General features: G+C 61.0%; 16 protein-coding genes and 1 pseudogene. 2 read left to right on the forward strand and 15 right to left on the reverse strand.

Features of this window, described 5'->3' with window-relative positions; all coding sequences use genetic code 11:
• Positions 1-2: 2 nt before the first annotated feature.
• A complete protein-coding gene (locus CO660_RS24365; protein ID WP_097600873.1) occupies positions 3-728 on the forward strand; it encodes a glutathione S-transferase in 726 nt (241 codons plus the stop codon).
• Here CO660_RS24365 and CO660_RS24370 read toward each other — a convergent pair.
• The 8 genes from CO660_RS24370 to CO660_RS24405 all read right to left on the reverse strand — a co-directional run bounded on the left by CO660_RS24370 (position 701) and on the right by CO660_RS24405 (position 9,679).
• Entirely contained in the window at positions 701-1,738 is a 1,038-nt protein-coding gene (locus CO660_RS24370) for a DNA topoisomerase IB (protein WP_097600874.1), read from the reverse strand. The two genes, CO660_RS24365 and CO660_RS24370, sit on opposite strands and share 28 nt — an antisense overlap.
• 15 nt (positions 1,739-1,753) lie before the next feature.
• Positions 1,754-3,910 (reverse strand): glycogen debranching protein GlgX, encoded by a 2,157-nt coding sequence (glgX, locus tag CO660_RS24375; RefSeq protein ID WP_097600875.1) that lies wholly within the window; start codon positions 3,908-3,910, stop codon positions 1,754-1,756.
• 102 nt (positions 3,911-4,012) lie between these two features.
• Positions 4,013-4,807 carry an SDR family NAD(P)-dependent oxidoreductase gene (locus CO660_RS24380; RefSeq protein WP_097600876.1) on the reverse strand — a complete coding sequence of 265 codons (795 nt, stop codon included), beginning with the start codon at positions 4,805-4,807 and terminating at the stop codon, positions 4,013-4,015.
• Between the two features lie 382 nt (positions 4,808-5,189).
• Complete coding sequence (locus CO660_RS24385; RefSeq protein ID WP_097600877.1) at positions 5,190-6,404, reverse strand: MFS transporter; 1,215 nt, start codon at positions 6,402-6,404, stop codon at positions 5,190-5,192.
• Positions 6,405-6,537: 133 nt separating this feature from the next.
• On the reverse strand, positions 6,538-7,020 hold the full coding sequence (locus CO660_RS24390) for a GNAT family N-acetyltransferase (protein ID WP_097600878.1): 483 nt from the start codon (positions 7,018-7,020) through the stop codon (positions 6,538-6,540).
• A 49-nt stretch (positions 7,021-7,069) separates the two neighbouring features.
• Positions 7,070-8,275, reverse strand: a complete 1,206-nt coding sequence (gene pcaF / locus CO660_RS24395) for a 3-oxoadipyl-CoA thiolase (protein WP_097600879.1) — start codon at positions 8,273-8,275, stop codon at positions 7,070-7,072.
• A 10-nt stretch (positions 8,276-8,285) separates the two neighbouring features.
• Positions 8,286-8,975 (reverse strand): CoA transferase subunit B, encoded by a 690-nt coding sequence (locus tag CO660_RS24400; RefSeq protein WP_097600880.1) that lies wholly within the window; start codon positions 8,973-8,975, stop codon positions 8,286-8,288.
• On the reverse strand, positions 8,972-9,679 hold the full coding sequence (locus tag CO660_RS24405) for a 3-oxoacid CoA-transferase subunit A (RefSeq protein ID WP_097600881.1): 708 nt from the start codon (positions 9,677-9,679) through the stop codon (positions 8,972-8,974). The genes CO660_RS24400 and CO660_RS24405 overlap by 4 nt, the downstream gene beginning before the upstream one ends.
• A 123-nt stretch (positions 9,680-9,802) precedes the next feature.
• Here CO660_RS24405 and CO660_RS24410 point away from each other — a divergent pair, with 123 nt between their 5' ends.
• Positions 9,803-10,561: an IclR family transcriptional regulator C-terminal domain-containing protein gene (locus CO660_RS24410; RefSeq protein ID WP_097600882.1), complete on the forward strand. Its 759-nt coding sequence runs from the start codon at positions 9,803-9,805 to the stop codon at positions 10,559-10,561.
• Between the two features lie 55 nt (positions 10,562-10,616).
• Here CO660_RS24410 and acpA read toward each other — a convergent pair.
• The 7 genes and pseudogenes from acpA to CO660_RS24445 all read right to left on the reverse strand — a co-directional run.
• Positions 10,617-11,548 (reverse strand): annotated as a pseudogene (acpA, locus tag CO660_RS24415) (acid phosphatase); the annotation flags it as partial.
• An 815-nt stretch (positions 11,549-12,363) separates the two neighbouring features.
• Positions 12,364-12,906, reverse strand: a complete 543-nt coding sequence (locus tag CO660_RS24420; protein ID WP_097600883.1) for an Imm42 family immunity protein — start codon at positions 12,904-12,906, stop codon at positions 12,364-12,366.
• Positions 12,907-12,908: 2 nt separating this feature from the next.
• Positions 12,909-13,373 (reverse strand): hypothetical protein, encoded by a 465-nt coding sequence (locus CO660_RS32885; RefSeq protein ID WP_141504903.1) that lies wholly within the window; start codon positions 13,371-13,373, stop codon positions 12,909-12,911.
• Complete coding sequence (locus CO660_RS24430; RefSeq protein WP_097600885.1) at positions 13,370-13,693, reverse strand: hypothetical protein; 324 nt, start codon at positions 13,691-13,693, stop codon at positions 13,370-13,372. The genes CO660_RS32885 and CO660_RS24430 overlap by 4 nt, the downstream gene beginning before the upstream one ends.
• A gap of 28 nt (positions 13,694-13,721) precedes the next feature.
• Complete coding sequence (locus CO660_RS24435; RefSeq protein ID WP_097600886.1) at positions 13,722-14,666, reverse strand: transglutaminase family protein; 945 nt, start codon at positions 14,664-14,666, stop codon at positions 13,722-13,724.
• A complete protein-coding gene (locus tag CO660_RS24440; RefSeq protein WP_176536363.1) occupies positions 14,663-18,058 on the reverse strand; it encodes a toxin TcdB middle/N-terminal domain-containing protein in 3,396 nt (1,131 codons plus the stop codon). The genes CO660_RS24435 and CO660_RS24440 overlap by 4 nt, the downstream gene beginning before the upstream one ends.
• Before the next feature lie 144 nt (positions 18,059-18,202).
• On the reverse strand, positions 18,203-19,035 hold an 833-nt coding region (locus CO660_RS24445), incomplete at its 5' end, for a hypothetical protein (protein ID WP_176536364.1).

Here is a 19,035-nt window from a genome sequence, read left to right on the forward strand (position 1 = left end):
GCATGGCATATGAGCTTTATTATTGGGACGGCATCCAAGGCCGCGGCGAATTCGTACGCTTGGCGCTGGAGGAAGCCGGCGCCGACTATGTCGACGTCACGCGTCAACCCGGCCGGGGAACGGGCGCCATGCTCGAAATCATGAAGAGCGAAGGCGAGCCGCACATTCCCTTCGCTCCGCCCTTCCTGAAGGACGGCGACCTCATTATCCCGCATGTCGCCAACATCCTGTTTTACCTCGGGCCGAAGCTAGGCCTTGCGCCGGAGGACGAAAGCCTTCGCTACGTCGCCAACGGCCTGCAGCTCACCATCACCGATTTCGTTGCCGAAGTGCACGATACCCACCATCCGATCGACGTGTCGCTTTATTATGAGGACCAGAGGCAGGAAGCCAAAGCCCGTTCGGCCGCCTTCATCCGCGACCGCATTCCCAAATTCCTCGGTTATTTCGAGCGCGTTCTGAAGCGCAATCCGAAAGGCGCCGATCATATAGTCGGCAATGCGGTCACCTATGTCGACCTCTCGCTTTTTCAGGTGATCGAGGGCCTCACCTATGCCTTTCCCAAGGCCATGAAGAAGAGCAAGGCCGAATACCCCGCTCTCCTTGCCCTTCATGATGCGGTGGCGAAGCGGCCGAACATCGCCCGTTATCTCGCCTCCCCTCGCCGCCTCGCCTTCAACGAGGAAGGGATTTTCAGGCACTACCCAGAACTGGACGCCGCGAGCTGAAGAGATCCCTCGGTCTCGCGTATGAGGAAATCAAGCAGCCTGTTTTCTTCGGCCCGCAAGCCCCGCAGCGGCTCGCTGCCGCCCTCGATCAAAGGATGATCATTGCCCGCCAGCGCGATGATTGCCGGATGGATATAGCTCGAGCGCGAGATCGCCGGCGTATTGTGCAGCGCCTCGGCCGCAGCCTCCGACATTTCCTTCACCGTCGGCCGTCCGCCGCCGACGATCCTTTCGCGGGCGACCCCGAAGGCCGCCAGCGATCCGGCCCAGGTGCGGAAGGTCTTGGCGGAGATCGGAATGCCCGATATTTCGGCCAAATAGGCATTCAGCCGGCCGGAGTCGACCGGTTTCAGCACGCCGCTTTCATCCTTCCAGACGAAGAGCTGGCGGCCGGGAAGGTCGGAAATCTCTTCCAGGATTTTCTGCAGCCTGGGATGCTTGAGACTGCGCTGGACGCGCTTGCCGCCCTTGGCCCGAAATTTGAGCTCGATCCGCCCGTCGACGATTTTCAGATGCCGCTTCAAGAGCGTCGTCGCGCCATAGGTGCCGTTCTCCCTGACATAGGCCTGATTGCCGACCCGCAGATGCGCCTCGTCGAGCAGTGTCGTCAGAGCAGCCAAAACGCCGTTGACATCCTCGGCACCGGTATCGAGATGCCGCAGTACGGTGCGGCGGATCTTCGGCAGCGCCTGGCCGAATTCGATCAGCTGGTAGAACTTCCCGGCGCTGCGGAACGATTGCCAGTCCTTGTGATAGCGGTATTGCTTGCGCCCGCGCGCATCGATGCCGGTCGCTTGCAGATGACCGTTCTCGTAGAGACAGATCCAGACATTCTCGTAGGCTGGCGGCAGTCCGAGCGCGCCGATGCGCGCCCGCTGTGATTCATCGGAAAGCGTTGTACCGTCAGGCATCACATAGCTGAAGCCCTTGCCTTTCCTTCGCCTGCGGATGCCCGGTTCGGTATCGCTGACATAGATTAGGCCAAGTTCGGTAATTGTTTCGGCATTCATGCTGTTGGCGACCTGCTATTTGCCCCAGCGGCCGAGCTGAAACCACCGGCGCCGCTGGGCTTTGGTCGCCCCTTCCGGCGGTTGGGTCTGGCCTGTTGGCGCGAAGACGGCCACGCTCTGGGTATAGACCATGACGGGATTGACCTCGTCGTGTACGTCGAAAGCACCGGTCTCAGCCCCGGTGTCGAGAACCCGTGACCACTGTTTCAGTCCGTTCACGATGGGCAGATGAACTTCGCAATCACCGCCGGCGTTGAAGACGAGGAAGAGGTCATCCATCTTCTCTGTATCGAGTGCGTGCACGCTCTTCGAGAAGTACACGCCGAGGACCTGCAATCCATCGTCGTTCCAGGCCGCATCGTCCATGAAATTACCGTCCGGCTTGTACCAGGCGATCTCGATGCGCCCGTCCTCGGTGGTCTCACCGGTCAGGAACCGCTCCTGGCGCAGGACGGGATGGGCCTTGCGGAAGGCGACCGCCTGCCTGCAGAAATCGAGGAAGGGATCCTCGAGCCCATCCCAACTCGTCCAGCCGATCTCATTGTCCTGGCAATAAGCATTGTTGTTGCCGCCTTGGCTATTGCCGAGCTCGTCGCCGGCCAGGATCATCGGCACGCCCTGCGAAAGCATCAGCGTCGCCATCATGTTGCGGCGGCGGCGTGCGCGTGCCGCGTTAATATCGGCATCATCGGTGGCGCCCTCGAAGCCCATATTGTCGGAATGATTATCCGAATGCCCGTCCCTGTTATCCTCGCCGTTCGCCTCGTTGTGCTTGCCGTCGAAGGAAACCGTATCCATCAGCGTGAAGCCGTCATGAGCCGACAGAAGATTGATCGAGGAGGTCGCGCCCCGATCGGAATGGTTGAATTGCGGCGCCGAACCGGTGATGCGCGCCGCCAGCTCCGAAACCATGCCGCCGTCGCCCTTCCAGAAACGGCGGACGTCGTCGCGGAACTTGTCGTTCCACTCACGGAAGGGGTGCGGGAAACCGCCGACCTGATACCCGCCCGCGCCGACATCCCAAGGTTCGGCGATCAGCTTGACGCCGGCAAGGATCGGATCCTGGCGAATGGCGCCGAAGAACAGCCCCTGGCGGTCGAATTCCAGATCCTGTCGCCCGAGTGTGCTGGCAAGATCGAAACGGAAACCGTCGATATGCATGACGCCCACCCAATAGCGCAGGCTGTCGAGCACCATGCGCATCACCATCGGATTGGCGACATTCAGCGTGTTGCCGGTTCCCGTCGTATCGAAGGTATGGCGGGGATCATCGGGAGAGAGGATGTAATAGCTCGCATTGTCGAGCCCGCGGAAGGACAGCGTCGGCCCTTTCTCGCTGCCTTCGGCCGTATGATTGTAGACCACGTCCATGATGACCTCGATCCCGGCCGCATGGAACCTCTTCACCATGGTCTTGATCTCAGTGATCTTGTCACTCGACAGGTAGCGCGCCTGTGGCGCGAAGAAGCCGAGCGTCTGATAGCCCCAATAGTTCCTTAGCTTCTTTTCAATAAGATAGCGGTCGTCGAGGAAATACTGGATCGGCAGCAGCTCGATCGCCGAAATGCCGAGTTTGACGAGATGATCGATGATCGGATCGCTGCACATGCCGAGAAAGGTCCCGCGCAGCCGGTCGGGCACTTTCGGATGCGTCATCGTCAGGCCGCGCACGTGCGCTTCGTAGATGATGGTATCGGTCCAGGGCCGGCGGATCGCCTCTTCCCCCGCCCAGTCGAAATCAGGATCCTGCACGACGCCCTTGACCATGAAGGGCGCGCTGTCGCGGTCGTCGAAGGTCAGATCGTCCTCACCGATCCGATAGCCGAACAGCGCATCATGCCATTGCAGCTCGCCCGTCACCTGCTTGGCATAGGGATCGAGCAGCAGCTTGTTCGGATTGAAGCGATGGCCGGCGCCCGGATCATAGGGGCCATGGGCGCGATAGCCGTAGACGGTGCCCGGTTCGATACCGGCGATATAGCCCGACCAGATGTCGCCCTCGCGTTTGGGCAGGGGCAGCCGGGCAATCTCATCCTTTCCGTCGGGGGAAAACAGGCAGAGCTCGATCTGTTCCGCATGCGCCGAGAAGACGGCGAAATGAGTGCCGGAACCCGTATACTCCGCCCCCAGCTCCGGCTTGAGGAAGTCGAGTTCCGAAAATGAAAAGCTCATGGCGCCCCGCCTGATGAAAAGACCAAGCGGGAAACGTGAAGGTGGTTCGAAAGTTCCGTAGCCCCGGGGAAAGCGGACGCTGTCGTTTGCCGATCGAGGCGTCTACGGCATCAGCTGGCCGCCGTTGACCTCGATGACCTGGCCGGTGATGTAGCCCGAGAGCGTCGGCGAAGCGAGGAAGAGATAGGCTCCGACGCAATCCTCAGATGCGCCGACGAAGCCCATCGGGATCGATCTGCGCTGCAGCTCCATCTGCTCATCATTGGTATAACGCTCGTGGAAAGGCGTGGCGATGACACCCGGCGCCACCGCGTTGACGCGGATCCTGTCGGCGACGAACTCCTTCGCATGGCCGCGCGTGATGGTCGAGACGAAGCCCTTGGAGGCGGCGTAGAGGACCGCGCCATTGCCGCCGCCGTTGCGGGCGGCGATCGATGTGGTGTTGATGATGAAGCCGCCCTGTTTCTTCAGCCAGGGATGGGCCGCGCGCGTCGCCGCCAGCACCGAGCGGGCATTGAGGTCCATCACCGCGGCATAATGGGCGTCTGTATATTCGGAAGTCGGCTTACGCCCCAGCATGCCGCCGGCATTATTGATGAGCCCGTCGAGATGGCCGAAGGTCTTCGCCGTCTCCTCGACGACACGCTCCGTCTCCCCCTCCCTCGACACGTCGCCCTGGATCAGATGCACGGTGCCGCCGGCGGCGCGGATTTCTTCTGCGAGCTTCTCGGCCGGCTCACGGCTGGCATTGTAATGCACCCCGACCTTGGCCCCTTGAGCCGCAAAGGCGCGGGCGAGCGCCGCGCCGATCCCGGTCGAGGCGCCGGTGATCAGCACGGCCTTGCCGGCGAGATCCGGCAGTCTGATGGATGCGAGCAATTGAGCAAGTTCTGTCATGGCCAAGAAGCCTCCCGAAAAACCAAGGACATAGGTGATGAAACAGACGGGGGAAGTCTATCAGCCGAAATCGGCGAAGGGCAATGCACGAAAGCGGGAGATTTGGCTCGTGGGTGATGACACGGCTAGTGGGTTCGGACGGCTTGGCTGCCCCTAACCCTAACCCTTACCGGGGTCGAGCCACTGGTCTCGACCCGTCCTGTGGACCCCCGTAAACGGGGCGAGGGGACGTGCCACGCGAGAGGTCAGAGGAGAATGGAGAGACTGCGACATGGTCCCTTCGCCCCGCGTGCGGGGGTCCGAAGGACGGGTCGAGACCCGTGGCTCGACCCCAGTCGGTGCCGGCAGGCGGATGAGGGGCGGACCTCGCCGATCTCCACCCTCAAGATGACACGCCCAAGACCGCCTCCTGTTCGCGGCGCCCAAGAGGCGGAAATGCGAGCGCGATCGCCGCAGCCCCAAGCCCGACCATCGCGGAGCCGATGAACAGCCAGGAATAGTTGGCGAAGGTATCGAAGATCCAGCCGCCGATCAGCGGGCCGAAGGCCATGCCGAGGCTGGAGAGCATCGTCGCTGCGCCGAGAACAGTGCCGATGATGCGCTGGCCGAAATATTCCCGCGCCAGCACCGCATAGAGCGGCATTACCCCGCCATAGGCGCTGCCAAAGACGATGGCGAGCGCATAGAACTCCGTCAGCTCGCTAACCAGGAGATAGGTCGCCAATGCGCCCGCCTGCACCAGCAGGCCGGCGACGAGGACCGGCTTCACGCCGAGCCTGTCGGCGAGGCTGCCATAGAGTAGCCGGCCGCCGAGGCCCGCCAGGCCTTCGACACTGTAGATGCTGACGGCCGCCATCGGCGCGACGCCGCAGATCGTCGCATAATTCACCATGTGGAAGATCGGGCCGGAATGCGCCGCACAGCAGGCAAAAAAGGTGAGGCCAAGCACGATGAATTGCGGTGACCGGAAGACTTTCGAGAGCTGTGGCCGGGCGCCCGCCGCGGCAAATTCGGTGCCGGCATCGACGGCTTCGGCAGGAGGGCGCCTGACCAGCAGGGCGGCCGGCACCAGCAGCACCCAGGTGGCAATGCCGATGATCAACATGGCGGGGCGCCATTCATAGGCCGAGAGCAGCCAGCGCGCGAAAGGCGAAATCGTCATCGGCGCTACCCCCATGCCGGCCGAGACCAGCGACACGGCAAGACCGCGGTTCACGTCGAACCAGGCGGTGGTCGCGGCGATCATCGGCGCGAAGAAAGCGCTGGCGGCCAGTCCGACCAGGATGCCGTAGGTCAGCTGGAATTCGATGAGTGTTGCGGCGCGGCTGGCGAGCACCAAGGCCAGGCCGAGCAGCACGGACCCAACCAGCACGACGATGCGTGGGCCGAAACGGTCGCTCGCCGCACCCCAGAGGAAACCGCCGAAACCCATGACGAGGAAATTCAGCGTCATGGCGCTGGCGATCCCGACATGCGACCAGGCGGTGGCGGTAGCGATCGGCTCCTGGAAAATCGCCAACGAGAACATTGCGCCGATGGCGACGCACGACATCAGGGCGCCGACGGCGACGATGACCCAACGATAGGAAACACTCATGGCTTCATACCTCCATGCCGACAGAGTGATCGCGACGCGTGCAGCCGGTCGGCCACTTTCCGCGCCTTGCGATTAAAGACGTTCGAACCGCTGCGATTTCGACAGCGCCGTCACACTTTTTTCCACCGGCCGTTTAGAGCGTGCGGAACATCACCAAGGCGTCAACATAACCCTCGGTTGGATGCAGGAAGACGCCGGGCAGCCGGCCGACGATTTCGAAGCCGAGGGATTGCCACAGCGCGACAGCGCGGCGATTGCTGCTGACGACGAAATTGAACTGCATGGCCCGAAAGCCCCGTGACCGGGCATGCTCGAGCGAATGTTCGTGCATGCGGCGGGCGACGCCGCGGCCGCTCGCGGCGGCATCGGTCATGTAGCCGCAATTGCAGACGTGGCGCCCGCCGCCCGCCTGATTGGCCTTGATGTAATAGGTACCGAGGATGACGCCGTCCTCTTCCGCCACGAAGGTCTCGCGGTCCGCTCCCATCCAATAGGCGAGCGCGTCTGCTTCCGAGAGATCGCGGTCGAGCGCATAGGTCTCACCGGCGCGGATCGTCGGGCCGATGATCCGCCAGATTGCGCTGCGGTCGTCGTTGTTTGCGGGTCGGATCAGCATGCCCGATTTTTACAGAAGCCCGATATGGCGCGCAACAGGCGCTGCGCTCTCACACTCTTTCGAGCGCGATCGCGATCCCCTGCCCGACACCGATGCACATGGTCGACAGCGCATAGCGGCCGCCGGTTTCGGCAAGTTCCAGGGCCGCCGTGCCGGTGATGCGGGCGCCCGACATGCCCAGCGGATGGCCGAGCGCGATCGCGCCGCCATTGCGGTTCACCCGCTGGTCGTCATCGGCGATGCCGAGTTCGCGCAGCACCGCCAGCCCCTGGCTGGCGAAGGCCTCGTTGAGCTCGATCACGTCGAACTGGTCCTGTGTCATGCCGAGCCGCGCCATCAGCTTGCGCGAGGCCGGGATCGGCCCGATGCCCATGACCCGCGGCGGAACCGCGGCGGCAGCACCGCCGAGGATGCGGGCGATCGGCGTCAGACCGTATTTTCGCACCGCCGCTTCCGAGGCGACGATCAGCGCCGCCGCCCCGTCATTGACGCCGGAGGCATTGCCCGCCGTTACCGTGCCACCTTCCTTTTTGAAAGGGGTGGCGAGCTTCGCCAGAGCCTCGATCGTCGTCGCGCGCGGATGCTCGTCCTTGTCGACGACGATGGGCTCACCCTTGCGCTGGGGAATGGTGACCGGGACGATCTCCTTCGCCAGCCGTCCGCTCGCCTGCGCTGCCGCCGCCTTCGCCTGGCTGCGTAGCGCGAAGGCGTCCTGATCCACGCGGCTGACCTGATAGTCCTCGGCGACGTTCTCGCCGGTCTCCGGCATGGAATCGACGCCATACTGCTTCTTCATCAGCGGGTTGACGAAGCGCCAGCCGATCGTCGTGTCGTGAATTTCGGCTGCCCGAGAAAAAGCCGTCTCGGCCTTCGGCATGACGAAGGGCGCGCGCGACATGCTCTCGACGCCACCGGCGAGCATCAGTTCCGCCTCGCCGGCGCGGATGGCGCGCGCCGCCGTCATCACTGCATCCATGCCGGAGCCGCAGAGCCGGTTGATCGTCGTGCCCGGCACCGCGATCGGCAAGCCGGCCAAGAGCGCCGACATGCGGGCGACATTGCGGTTGTCCTCGCCCGCCTGGTTGGCGCAGCCGAAGATCACGTCGTCGACGCCTTCCCAGTCGACGCCGCCGTTGCGCGCCATCAGCGCCCTCAGCGGAATGGCGCCGAGATCGTCGGCGCGCACTTGGGATAGCGAACCGGCGAAGCGGCCGATCGGCGTCCTGATATAGTCGCAGATGAAGGCTTCGGTCATGGCATTTCCCTTAGAGTTTCGGAACGACGAGATCGGCCACCGGGCCGTCGACGTGCAGTCGCGCGCCGGTCATCGCCTGCAGTTCTTCCAGCGAGATGGCTGAGAGCTTCTCGCGCAGGACGAAGCGTCCCTCGACGATGTTGATGACGGCGTGGCTCGTATAGACGCGGGTGATGCAGGCGACGCCGGTCAGCGGGAAGGTGCATTTCTCCACCAGCTTCGGCTCGCCTGTCTTGGTGACGTGCTCGGTGATGACGCAGACCTGCTTGGCGCCATGCACCAGGTCCATGGCGCCGCCGACGGCCGGCACGCCCTTGCTGCCGACCCGCCAATTGGCAAGATCCCCATTCTCCGCGACCTGATAGGCGCCGAGGATCGCGACGTCGAGATGGCCGCCGCGCACCATGGCGAAGCTGTCGGCGTGGTGGAAGAAGGCCGCTCCCGGCTTCAGCGTCACCGCCTTCTTGCCGGCGTTGATCAGATCCCAGTCCTCTTCACCTTCGGCCGGCGGCTCGCCAAAATTGAGGATGCCGTTTTCGGTGTGGAAGATCGCCTGACGGCCGGGCGGCTGATAGCGGGCGACCATTTCGGGAAAGCCGATGCCGAGATTGACATAGGCGCCGTCGGCAATGTCCTGCGCGGCGCGCCAGGCGATCTGCGCATTGGAAAGTTTGATGTCGTCCCTGATATCGACGGTCATACGTAGACCACTCCGGCTCGGATGAGCTCTTCTTCCTGCTGCGGATGGGGCACGGCGACGACGCGATCGACGAAGATGCCGGGGGTGACGACATGCTCGGGATCGATGCCGCCGGCCGGCACGATCGACGAGACCTGGGCGATCGTCCTGGCGGCCGCCATGCACATCAGCGGATTAAAATTGCGGCCTGCCTTGTTGTAGGTGAGGTTGCCGTGGACATCGCCGACCGCAGCCTTGACGATCGCAAAATCGGCTTTCAGCCAGCGCTCCTGCACATAATGGCGGCCGTCGAATTCGGCGATGACCTTGCCTTCCGCGAGTTCGGTGCCGTAGCCGGTCGGCGTATAAAAGGCCGGAATGCCGGCGCCGCCGGCCCGGATGCGCTCGGCGAGCGTGCCCTGCGGCACCAGCTCGAGCTCGATCTCGCCGGCCAGGTATTTTTCGGTGAAGGCGCGCGGATCCGAGGAGCGCGGGAACGAGCAGATCATTTTCCGGACCAGGCCGGCATCGATCATCGCGGCAATGCCGATGCGGCCGTTGCCGGCATTGTTGTTGATCACAGTCAAGTTTTTCGGGCCCTTGTCGATCAGGGCATGGATCAGCTCGATCGGCGCGCCGGAGCCGCCGAAGCCGCCGATCATGACCGTCGCGCCGTCGCCGATCTCGGAGACGGCCTCAGCCGTGCTCGCGATTGTCTTGTCCATGGGGATCTCCTCAGCCCGTCTGCTGTCAGAAGTATACCGCCGCAGGAGCAGCCGCAAGAAATTTTGTGCGATAATTGACATTTGTTCGTATATCGCACATAATGCTGGCGGAGGATCGAATCCATGCGCGAAACGGATTTCGTCAGCGGCTTTGCCCGCGGCCTGAAAGTCATCGAGGCCTTCGGCGAAACGCGGCAGCGGCTGTCTATCGCCGAAGCCGCGAAGCTGACCGCGCTCGACCGCGCCACGGTGCGGCGTTCGCTGCTGACGCTCGCCGATCTCGGCTATGCCGATTATGACGGCAAGTTCTTCACGCTGACGCCGAAGATCCTGCGGCTCGGCCACGCCTATCTCGCCGCAACGCCGCTGCCGGCGCTCCTGCAGCCGCATCTCGACCTTCTCTCGGAAAAGTCCGGCCAGAGCGCCTCGGCCTCGGTGCTCGACGGCACCGAGATCGTCTATATCGCCCGCGCCGCGCAACGCCGGGTCATGTCGATCAATCTGACCCCCGGCAGCCGCCTGCCCGCCTATTGCGCCTCGATGGGCCGGGTGCTGCTTGCGGCCCTATCGGAGACCGAGGCGCGCGCCATCCTGGCCAGGAGCGAGCTGAAGCAGAACACGGCCAATACCAAAACCGATCCGGACGAACTGATCGAAGAATTCCGCCGGGTGCGCGCAGAAGGCTGCGCCGTCATTGATCAGGAGCTGGAGATCGGCCTCTGCTCGATTGCCGTGCCCGTTGAAAACGACCGCGGCGAACCGATCGCGGCGATCAATATCGGCGCCCCGGCCGCCCTCGTCCCGGCCGCCGAGATGAAGGCGCGCTACCTGCCGTTGCTAAAGGAAACACAGGCCGCCTTGCGGCCGCTGCTGCGCCGGTGAAGGCAAGCCCGAAGATGGAACGGCCCCGATCGAAATCGGAGCCGCTCACGGCAAGTCAATGCGGCAGGTCGAGCGCGGCTGTGAGCCCATCGGCGGCTCGCCGTTTTCGCGCAGCGCCCATCGCGGGCGATGATGCCGGGCAGAACAGGCAGATCGTAACGCGCGGTGATCAGTCGAATGATCGAGGTCGTGTCGTACTGGGTGTGATCGACCGTGCCGGCCTTGGCGAGGGCGAGATGATGAAGGCCGGGACGCGGTTGCCCGGGCCCCAGCGGTCGGCCTTCGGCGGCGCGACGTGATCCCAGAAGCCGCCATTCTCGTTCAGCATATGGCTCCATTGCGGGCTCTTCTCGAGATGGGCGACGACATCGGCAAGATGCTGGTCGCCGCTGGCGACATCGGCATAACCGCCATGTTCGTTGAAGTTGCCCTGCGGCTTGTAGAAGGAAACGGCCGGCAGCCTGCCGTCGTCGATATCTTTGAGGAAGGCCTCGCCGCCCAGGCTGCCGTCCCTCAGATGTTCGGCGCGCGCCGGGGTGCCAGGGGCGAAATTGGCGAAATAGTTGAAGGGCTGATGGTGGAACTGGAAGTTCGGCACCGGCGTGGCGTTCTTGCCACTGAGGGCCGCCTCCCAGGCGCCGCTATACCAGCCCAGCTGACACCCTTCAGCGACAGGAGGTCGCCGATGGTGGCCTCGTGCTGCGGCGGCAGCGTCGTCGCCGCATTGGGATCGGCATAGGCCGGATCGCGGTCCTTGGCCGGCGGATTGGCGCTTGGCTCATAGGGCGGCTGCATGGTGTTGACGGCGTAGAAATCGGGCGTCAGCGTGCCGTCGGAGACGAATTTCGGCGCCCCCTCCAGTGCCGATTTCGGGGCATTGTCCGCCACAACAAGCGAGGTGCCGTCGGCATCGACCTTGGCGATGGTGGGCTTGGCCCGGCTCTTGTCGGCATCGGGATAATAGGGCGTGCAGGCGCAGACCAGCGCGGCGACGCCCCTGCCCTCACCGATGCCGAGATCGACGATATCGTAGCATTCCTCCGGACGCTGACGGATGCGGATCTGCTGTCGCAGGCGAGCGGGGATTGAAACAATCGCTGGATGGGCTGAAGTCTACAACGATCTCCTGCTACACCTCAGCAATAGAAGTGTCGTCCATCGGAAGCCACCGCGACGGCTTCATTGGCTGGTCTCAACCGCACATCACGTGATGAGACACATCAGATGTGGCAGCTCACCTTTCCTGCCATCTCGCTCGGCGTTCCCGCTGCGTCTGCGAAAATTCAACACTATCGAATATGAACTGTCCTCTCCTGGGTCATCTACCCTGATCTGACGGATATCCTTGCCGTCGCGGATAGCCCTAATGATGTCTAGCCCCCGAACAGCACGTCTCAGGCTCGACTCGTTCCAAAAATCATTGCTAAGATGGTTGCGGAATCTAGGCTCGCGGCGACCAGCTCCGGAGGCCATGATTTACAACTTCCGCCGCCTGTGAACCGTCATGCCAGTACGGTGAACTTAATATCTGCGAGATCATGTTCGGGCAGCAACAACGTCTCGACAACGGCAGCCGCGCGGCCGCTTGCAGCAGTAGGTTATCGAAGCTCGACCACCCACGAGACCCGACAATCACTATTCATGCTTCCGTGCCTTGTATCATGAAGTTCTTCGAACCCCTTGAACATAGCTGCCACCTCCACATCCAAGCCTTGCTGCTCGTCGAAATATTTCTTGCTCAATGGCCTCGGCCTTCAGGCACATGAATCTGTACGGGGCCGCCGGCCGAGCCGAAATAAAGATCAATGATTTCTGATCCAGTCTTTATAGAAGGAATTGGACCAATCTCGTAAGATTTTGTAGAATTGGGCGGCTTCAATCCGTACCTCTGATATATTTTTTGCCGGAATATCATTGATGAAGCCGATTAATCTTACCACCTTCCCTTCGTCTATTTGGAAAACATGACCTCCGTCATCGAATGCGGCGTCGCCGTCTGGGGCCCAAACAATTTTAGCGCTAAGTATTTCGTCTAATAACTTTCCATCGTGACGACTAATGAAATCATCACCGCCGCTCGCTATTCCATAATTTTCGTACTGAAAGATTTGTATGATCTCGGCCGCCGGCAGCAATCTCGAGAAAATATGCTTTCCCCTGTCTTTTATTCTATTTTTTACCTCATAGTATGAGTTCCCTAGTATTGAAGAATCTTCTTTCCGTACGCCGTATCGAGAAGAGTTTATATATATATTGAAAAAACCAACCGCCATTTGGTTTTCGGATTCTAGGAATTTAGTTGCCTCGCTTTCGATCGCAAATTGTTCTTTGTTCCCAACAATCATTCTCACCTCCTTATGCCAAGTTCGTTTTTGATCTCTTGAGGTATGTTTTGACTTCTAATTGGGTCCGGTCCAGCAGTAGAGCCATTCCAATGTGTTTCTCCGTTACTTGGTCTGCTGAATCTATGGATATTTCCATCTGCGTCTTTGGCCCATCGAACCCCAGTTTTGTCTGCCACTGAGTTCTTGTAGAGCTCTTGGACATTGTTTGGCTCCGGACTCTTCGAATTGGGGTGATGTTTGGGGTTGGAAGTTAGGTTAGCCCGTTCATCCTCCTTGGGTTTGTTGGTTTTTTCATTTTTTCCGTTTTCTCCATCATTGTTTTCCGGATCGCCGCCGGGCGCAACATCCGCAGCGGCGGATGATTCTCTCGAACCGGTATCGCTCCGTTGCCCTGTTGTATGAGAACCGCTCTCTCCGGGACTTTTTGTTGAGTTTAGGCCAAACGCTCCTCCAATCAGACCGCTCAAAAAGCCGCCAAGCGACCAACCAGACCTGAGCTGAACCCGCCTCCACTCCCCCCACGCCCTGTTTCGAGGGTCCGGGAGTTACCTGTGCGATCATATAGATCACGGTAACTCATCATGTGGCCATTCGGATCGCTTTTGTTAACGGGATCATCACCAGAATAAGCGTATCGGTTGGTGCCGACCCCTTCCTTAGTGGGATCCCAATCGTCCGGCGAGATAAACCGCGCATTTGCCGACGATCCAAATGAGACGGTGATGATGCTGCTAATCAGCAGCAGGCTCAGAACGCGGGTCAGAAGCCGCCTTGGAAAAAATTTCATGAACAAGCTCCCGCTTGAGATATATTCGTTATTGGGTCTGGCCCTCATCTGGCCGCCAGCCGAGCGCCTCGGCTTTGGCAAATGCTTCACCGTTCAACCGATACCATCCGTCGGCCTTCGCTCTCAGAGCTGGCGGAACGTCTTCCATACGGGTGTATTTGCCCGCTAACTCACGCTGCAGCAGTCCTCCATAGGCATTGCCCAGCTTGGCGAGAAGATATGCAAAGTTGGGATAGTGCTTGAGGAGGACTTGGCAGATCGCGATGGCGCTTTCAAAGTCGCGATTTTCCAGCGCTTGCTCCACCAACGTGGAAGCGATAAGCGCTACCTCTTCGTCATGTGATAAAGGTTTGAGATAGACACCGTTGGCCACGGCTTGGTCCGTCATCGGGAGTTTTTGTCGATACCAGACATCCCGGGTGAAACCGCCGCCGCTTGTCGCTTCCAGATTCCAGGTCTCGCCGTCATCGTCAGTGTATTTGATGAACACATGCAGAGGCGCTTGGGCCAGTGTCATGTTCAGGCCAAGCCGTTTCCCAAGGAACATCATCAGCATCGGCATGGTGATGCAGTTGCCGCGTCGGGTTTCGAGATAGGTCGACAGCCTGCGGTTTATCGGCCTTGTGCCGAGCGGATCGGTCTGGTCATAGCTGAACGCCGAGCCGCCGTTCCAAGCTCCTGGTTCGTAGAGATAGCGGCGCAAGGTTGCCAGGGTCTCCGCGCCGTCGGCATTTGATGGAAGCGTGGCCTTCACGTCTGCTGCCATCCGATCGATCTCGGCAATGCCTGCCTCGATGCTGACGGACGCATCAATCATGTGGTCGACGGTAAACTTGATATCAGCGAGGTCGCGTGCGGGCATGAACAACGCCTCAACATCGGCAGGGTGCAGGCCCAGCGAACCCGCCTGAGCTGCAAACGCGTACAGATACAGTGCTGCGACCGCAATAATGAGGATACAAATCCTGTTCATTGCGGTGCCGATGCTCCCGCTGAGCTATCGTTGTCTTTGGGAACAAACCGCCCGAACGCCGGATCGTAGTACCTGGCATTGAGATACATCAGCCCGGTTTCAGGATCGAAGCGTTCGCCGATATAGCTCTTCTTGGTCTGGAAGCTGGTGTTGGTGGCTTCGCCATAGGCGGCATAGCCGGTCTGCTCGACACGGTAGCCGCTCTCGTTGGTCACCTGCCGAACCGAGGCGAGATGATCGCGGTGCAGGAAGAACTTGTCCTGCACGGTGCTGCCTGCGGTGACGACGATCTTGGCGTCGGGATGCGGATAGAGTGTGTAGATGTCGGTGCCGGGCGTCGAGCGGTCGATCTCGACATTGGCGTCGGGATAGAGCGTCGTGCCGAAGCCCCAGCTCTTCTTCACCCGGGCGCCGTCCGGGCCATAGGCGAAGCTCACCGTGGCGCCGTCCTGGGTGACGCTCGCCAGCCGGTTGGCGCCGTCCCAGCTCAGCGTGCGGCTGCCGTCCGAGACCATGTTGCCGTTGGCGTCATAGTCGATGGTCTTCGCACCGATCTGCGTTGCCGCATGCGGGCGGATCGCTGATGCCGCGGGATAGACATAGGTGCCGATCCGCGTGCGGGAGAGAAGATTGTGATTGCTGTCGTAGCTGTAGGTCTCGTCGAGCGTGTTTTCGCCGGCATTGTCGGCGCCGGTCAGACGAGAGAGATCGTCATAGGTGTAGGTCCAGTTGTCGTTGGCGGTCAGGCCGGTGATGGTCTTGATCCGGCCGAGTTTGTCACGGCTGCACTGATTGTCCATCAGCACCGTCGTGCCCATCGCCGTCGTCACCCGGTCCAGCCACCGCCGGGTCGGCGAATAGCTGAAGCTGGTCGTCACGCCGTTGATGTAATTGATCGTCTGCGTCTGGCCGTCGGCCTCGTAGCTTGTCGAGTCGATCAGTCCAGGGATCCTGGAAAGCAGGTCAGCATCGTTATAGAGCCAGGGCAAGGTCCTTTTGCCGACGACGATATTGGCAGGCTGATAACCGATCGCCGTGGTCTTGCCGGTCGGCCCGTGTTCGACACTGGTCGTGCTCGCCACCCCGTCGATGACCGCCCGGGTGATGACCTTGTCGCCGACACCGTTATAGAAACGGGTGTAGGTCATAGTCGCATTGGCGTTCTCGGCCGTGGTCAGCATGCCGGCATTGTGCGACTGGCCGGTGGCGGCCGGCTCGTCATAGCTGTTCTCAGCCAGCAGTGTCGGCACCGTCGCTCCCGGCTCCGTCACCTCCTTACGGGTGACCCGGCCCATCTGGTCATAGGCCATCGTCGTCACCCCACCGCGTGCATCCGTCTGGCGGATCAGCCGGCCGGCATCGTCATAGTCATAGGACCAGTTGCCGAGATCCGGATCGCTTGCCGTCAGCCGGTTGCCGAGCAGGTCGTAGGTGTAGGTCCATTGCGCGCCTTTGGGATCACGCACTCCCAGCAGACGGCCGAGCGCGTCGTAGCTGCGGTTTTCGGTGACCCAAGTCGCGCCGAGCTGCGACTGCAGGGCGATGACATTGCCGTCCGCGTCGGCATAGCTGCGATGCGGATGGTTTTCCTCGTCGGTCATGACCGTCAGCGACACCGGCAGCCTGGTGACGTCGGTCACAAGTGCCGACTGCGCCGCATACTGATAGAGCTTCTGGCTGCTGTCGGGGTTGACCTGCTTGATCACCCGGTCCTGCCAGTCATAGCTATTGGTCGTCCACTGCGCAGCATCGGTGGCGAAACGGACAAGGGACGTTTGCTTCACGTTTCCGCGCGTATCATAGACCGTGTCGGTGATGCGAGCCGGACCGGTGGCAGAAGCTCCGGGTGTCTCCACCCGCCAGGGCCGGCCGAGCCCGTCATAATAGGTGCGGCTGAAGACCTCGCCTGTCCCGTTGGTGCGCGGCGACGAGGTCACCACCGCCTGTGTCGTCGGGCTGCCCTCGTTCTCGTAACGGGTGTTGAGGTAATTGCCCGATCCGGCATTCACATAGCCATAGGGCCGGCAATAGGCGTCATAGGTGTAGGTCTCGACGATGCCGTTCCAGTCGGTCTTCGTCGCCGGCAGACCACAGACCAGATCATAGCTGGTCGTGCTGACGAAACGGCTGTCACCCGTCAGGGCGCCATTGGCGAAGTAACGCGGGGCCCGCTCCGCCACCGGATAGAGATGGTAGGTGTCGTCGTAGTCCCATTCGCTGCGGTTGCCGAGCGCGTCGGTTTCGGCGATCCGGTTGCCGTAGCTGTCGTAAGCATAGCTGGTTGGCGACACCCGCGGTGTGCTGCCGACGCTCATATAGGCGAGCTTCTGTGTTAGATTGCCTTTGACCGGCGGCGTCGTAACCGCCGTCGCGTCGTCATAGAGATATTCCTCTTTGCTGCCGACCGGTGATGCGGCATCGACGCCGAAGCGGACCGTCTTGGAGGTCGGCAGCGCGACGATGTAAGCAGAGGTGTTCGGCGCGAAGGTGAAGGTCGTCGTCTTCTCGTCTCCGGTGGTGTTCACATTCTCCGTGCCGGCGGCATCCACCGTGCGGCCGCGATCCTTGATCTCCGTCACATTGCCATAGGCATCGAAGCTGCGCTCCGTCCGCAGGTAGGCCGTCGTCCCCCCTTCCGTCAGCTTCGTCGTGGTCGCAGTATTCCTGGCCTTATAGGGCTTCGAGGCGATACTGGCGTCGTAGGTTTCGGTGATTGTCTTGGATGCCGTATTCGCCGAGTTGCGCAAAACCGTGGTGTCCGGCAACCCGTAACTGGCGAGATCCTGACGATAGGTGGTCACAACGAGGGGAGCGGCGGTGTCTCCAGACAGGATTGGCTTCGTCTCGGTGACGGTGCGATAACTAAGGAACTTTCGGGCCGCGGGATTGTAGAGACCCCCGGAATAAGAATAGCTGCTGGCGGCAGAGTTTCCGCGTCCGTCATTGACGGTCACCTTCGTCACCGGATGCATGACAATCGGCATGAAGCTGTTCGAAAAGCTCGTCGAAGGGGCGTAGTTGATCGAAATCGTCCCACCCGTTTCCAAGGTGACGGTCCGCAAGAGATTCGGATTGCCCGAACCGGCGTTGGAGATCACCGTGTCAGTTTCGGACGCAACAAAGTCGGGCAAGCCGTCACCGTTGAAATCACCCGACAGACCGGAACCACGCTGCAGGAACGGTGAGACGACCAGGCTATTGCCGGAGCCTCCGAACCAAAGGCCATAGGCTCTGAGGTCCTTGAAGGGATCGGTATCCCTGCGATCCTTGGCGGCGACAACGTCGACCTTGCCGTCGTTGTCCATGTCGCGCAGGATCGGCGTGCCCTGAAGGGCAAGGCCGCTGGCGACCTGAACGAAACTGCTGCCGGTTCCGAGCCAGACCGTTGCCACATAGGTCCCCGATCCGGACGGCGTCGCTTTGACAACGTCCGTCGTGCCATCGCCATTCATATCCGCAAGAGCGCAGTAATATAAGGCGGAACTGCAATCGACCCCCATCGCCTGCGTATTCCACGAACCGCCGGCATATTTTAGCTAAAAGAGGTCTTTGCCCCTGACCACGCCTTGACGGCCACCCCCGAGAAAATCGGCAACGCCGCGAATGTAATTGCCGACGTTGAAGAGCTGGTCGTACCCATCGCCGTCCGGATCCACGGGCGCATTCTTGACTGTATTGGAACCGTCGTAATCCGTCGGAATGGCGCCACAGACAGCAGTATTGGCGCCCGGGCACAGCGAAGCCGACACACTCAGCGAGGCATCGGTTGTAATAATACCGCTAACACGGGTCTTGTCGATAATGCTGCATCTGTTCGTGACGTTGTAGGTGAATGCGAGGTCCTTCGTCAGCTTGCCCGACACGAAACGACCCGCGAAATAGTTCGGAACCGGCATTCCCTCGTAACAAGAATTCGTTGGAACGGCGATGGTCGACGTGCCGGCGACAGCGCCGGTGCCGCTAAATTTCATCACCGTAAATTTTATAGGAGCTGGTCTATAAGTCCCCAAATCGGAATTATAGGAATAGGTCAATAGTGAGCCATAAAACTCGTCTCTGCCATCGAAGTTCAGATCGCCGATTTGGCGGGAGAGGAAATAAGAACGCTGCTTGGCGCCATCCCCAGGCGTTAGCGCCGGGAACTGATTATTCAGCCGCGTGTAGCTGTAGGTGATGTTGTCATAGACCATCGACCGTATGGTCTTATGGGTTCCGCTGGTGATGTTGTTGTTATTGGAATCGACGACCAAGTCGCGACCATAACGATCGACCCGCACAAGGCGGGATGCATTGTAAGCGGCAAGCTGAGACCGTTCAGCGCGCGTAATTCCACGGCATGAGTGCATCGAGATCGCTGCTCGACCAGCCG

The sequence above is a fragment of the Rhizobium sp. L9 genome (assembly GCF_002531885.1).
Taxonomy (GTDB): Bacteria; Pseudomonadota; Alphaproteobacteria; order Rhizobiales; family Rhizobiaceae; genus Rhizobium.

Coding starts and splice junctions, on each gene's coding strand:
- CO660_RS24435 (WP_097600886.1), bottom strand. CDS start 14,666: ATGAACAGGATTTGTATCCTCATTATTGCGGTCGCAGCACTGTATCTG.
- CO660_RS24385 (WP_097600877.1), bottom strand. CDS start 6,404: ATGAGTGTTTCCTATCGTTGGGTCATCGTCGCCGTCGGCGCCCTGATG.
- CO660_RS24365 (WP_097600873.1), top strand. CDS start 3: ATGGCATATGAGCTTTATTATTGGGACGGCATCCAAGGCCGCGGCGAA.
- pcaF (WP_097600879.1), bottom strand. CDS start 8,275: ATGACCGAAGCCTTCATCTGCGACTATATCAGGACGCCGATCGGCCGC.
- CO660_RS24400 (WP_097600880.1), bottom strand. CDS start 8,975: ATGACCGTCGATATCAGGGACGACATCAAACTTTCCAATGCGCAGATC.
- CO660_RS24370 (WP_097600874.1), bottom strand. CDS start 1,738: ATGAATGCCGAAACAATTACCGAACTTGGCCTAATCTATGTCAGCGAT.
- CO660_RS24390 (WP_097600878.1), bottom strand. CDS start 7,020: ATGCTGATCCGACCCGCAAACAACGACGACCGCAGCGCAATCTGGCGG.
- glgX (WP_097600875.1), bottom strand. CDS start 3,910: ATGAGCTTTTCATTTTCGGAACTCGACTTCCTCAAGCCGGAGCTGGGG.
- CO660_RS24410 (WP_097600882.1), top strand. CDS start 9,803: ATGCGCGAAACGGATTTCGTCAGCGGCTTTGCCCGCGGCCTGAAAGTC.
- CO660_RS24420 (WP_097600883.1), bottom strand. CDS start 12,906: ATGATTGTTGGGAACAAAGAACAATTTGCGATCGAAAGCGAGGCAACT.
- CO660_RS24430 (WP_097600885.1), bottom strand. CDS start 13,693: ATGAAATTTTTTCCAAGGCGGCTTCTGACCCGCGTTCTGAGCCTGCTG.
- CO660_RS24405 (WP_097600881.1), bottom strand. CDS start 9,679: ATGGACAAGACAATCGCGAGCACGGCTGAGGCCGTCTCCGAGATCGGC.
- CO660_RS24380 (WP_097600876.1), bottom strand. CDS start 4,807: ATGACAGAACTTGCTCAATTGCTCGCATCCATCAGACTGCCGGATCTC.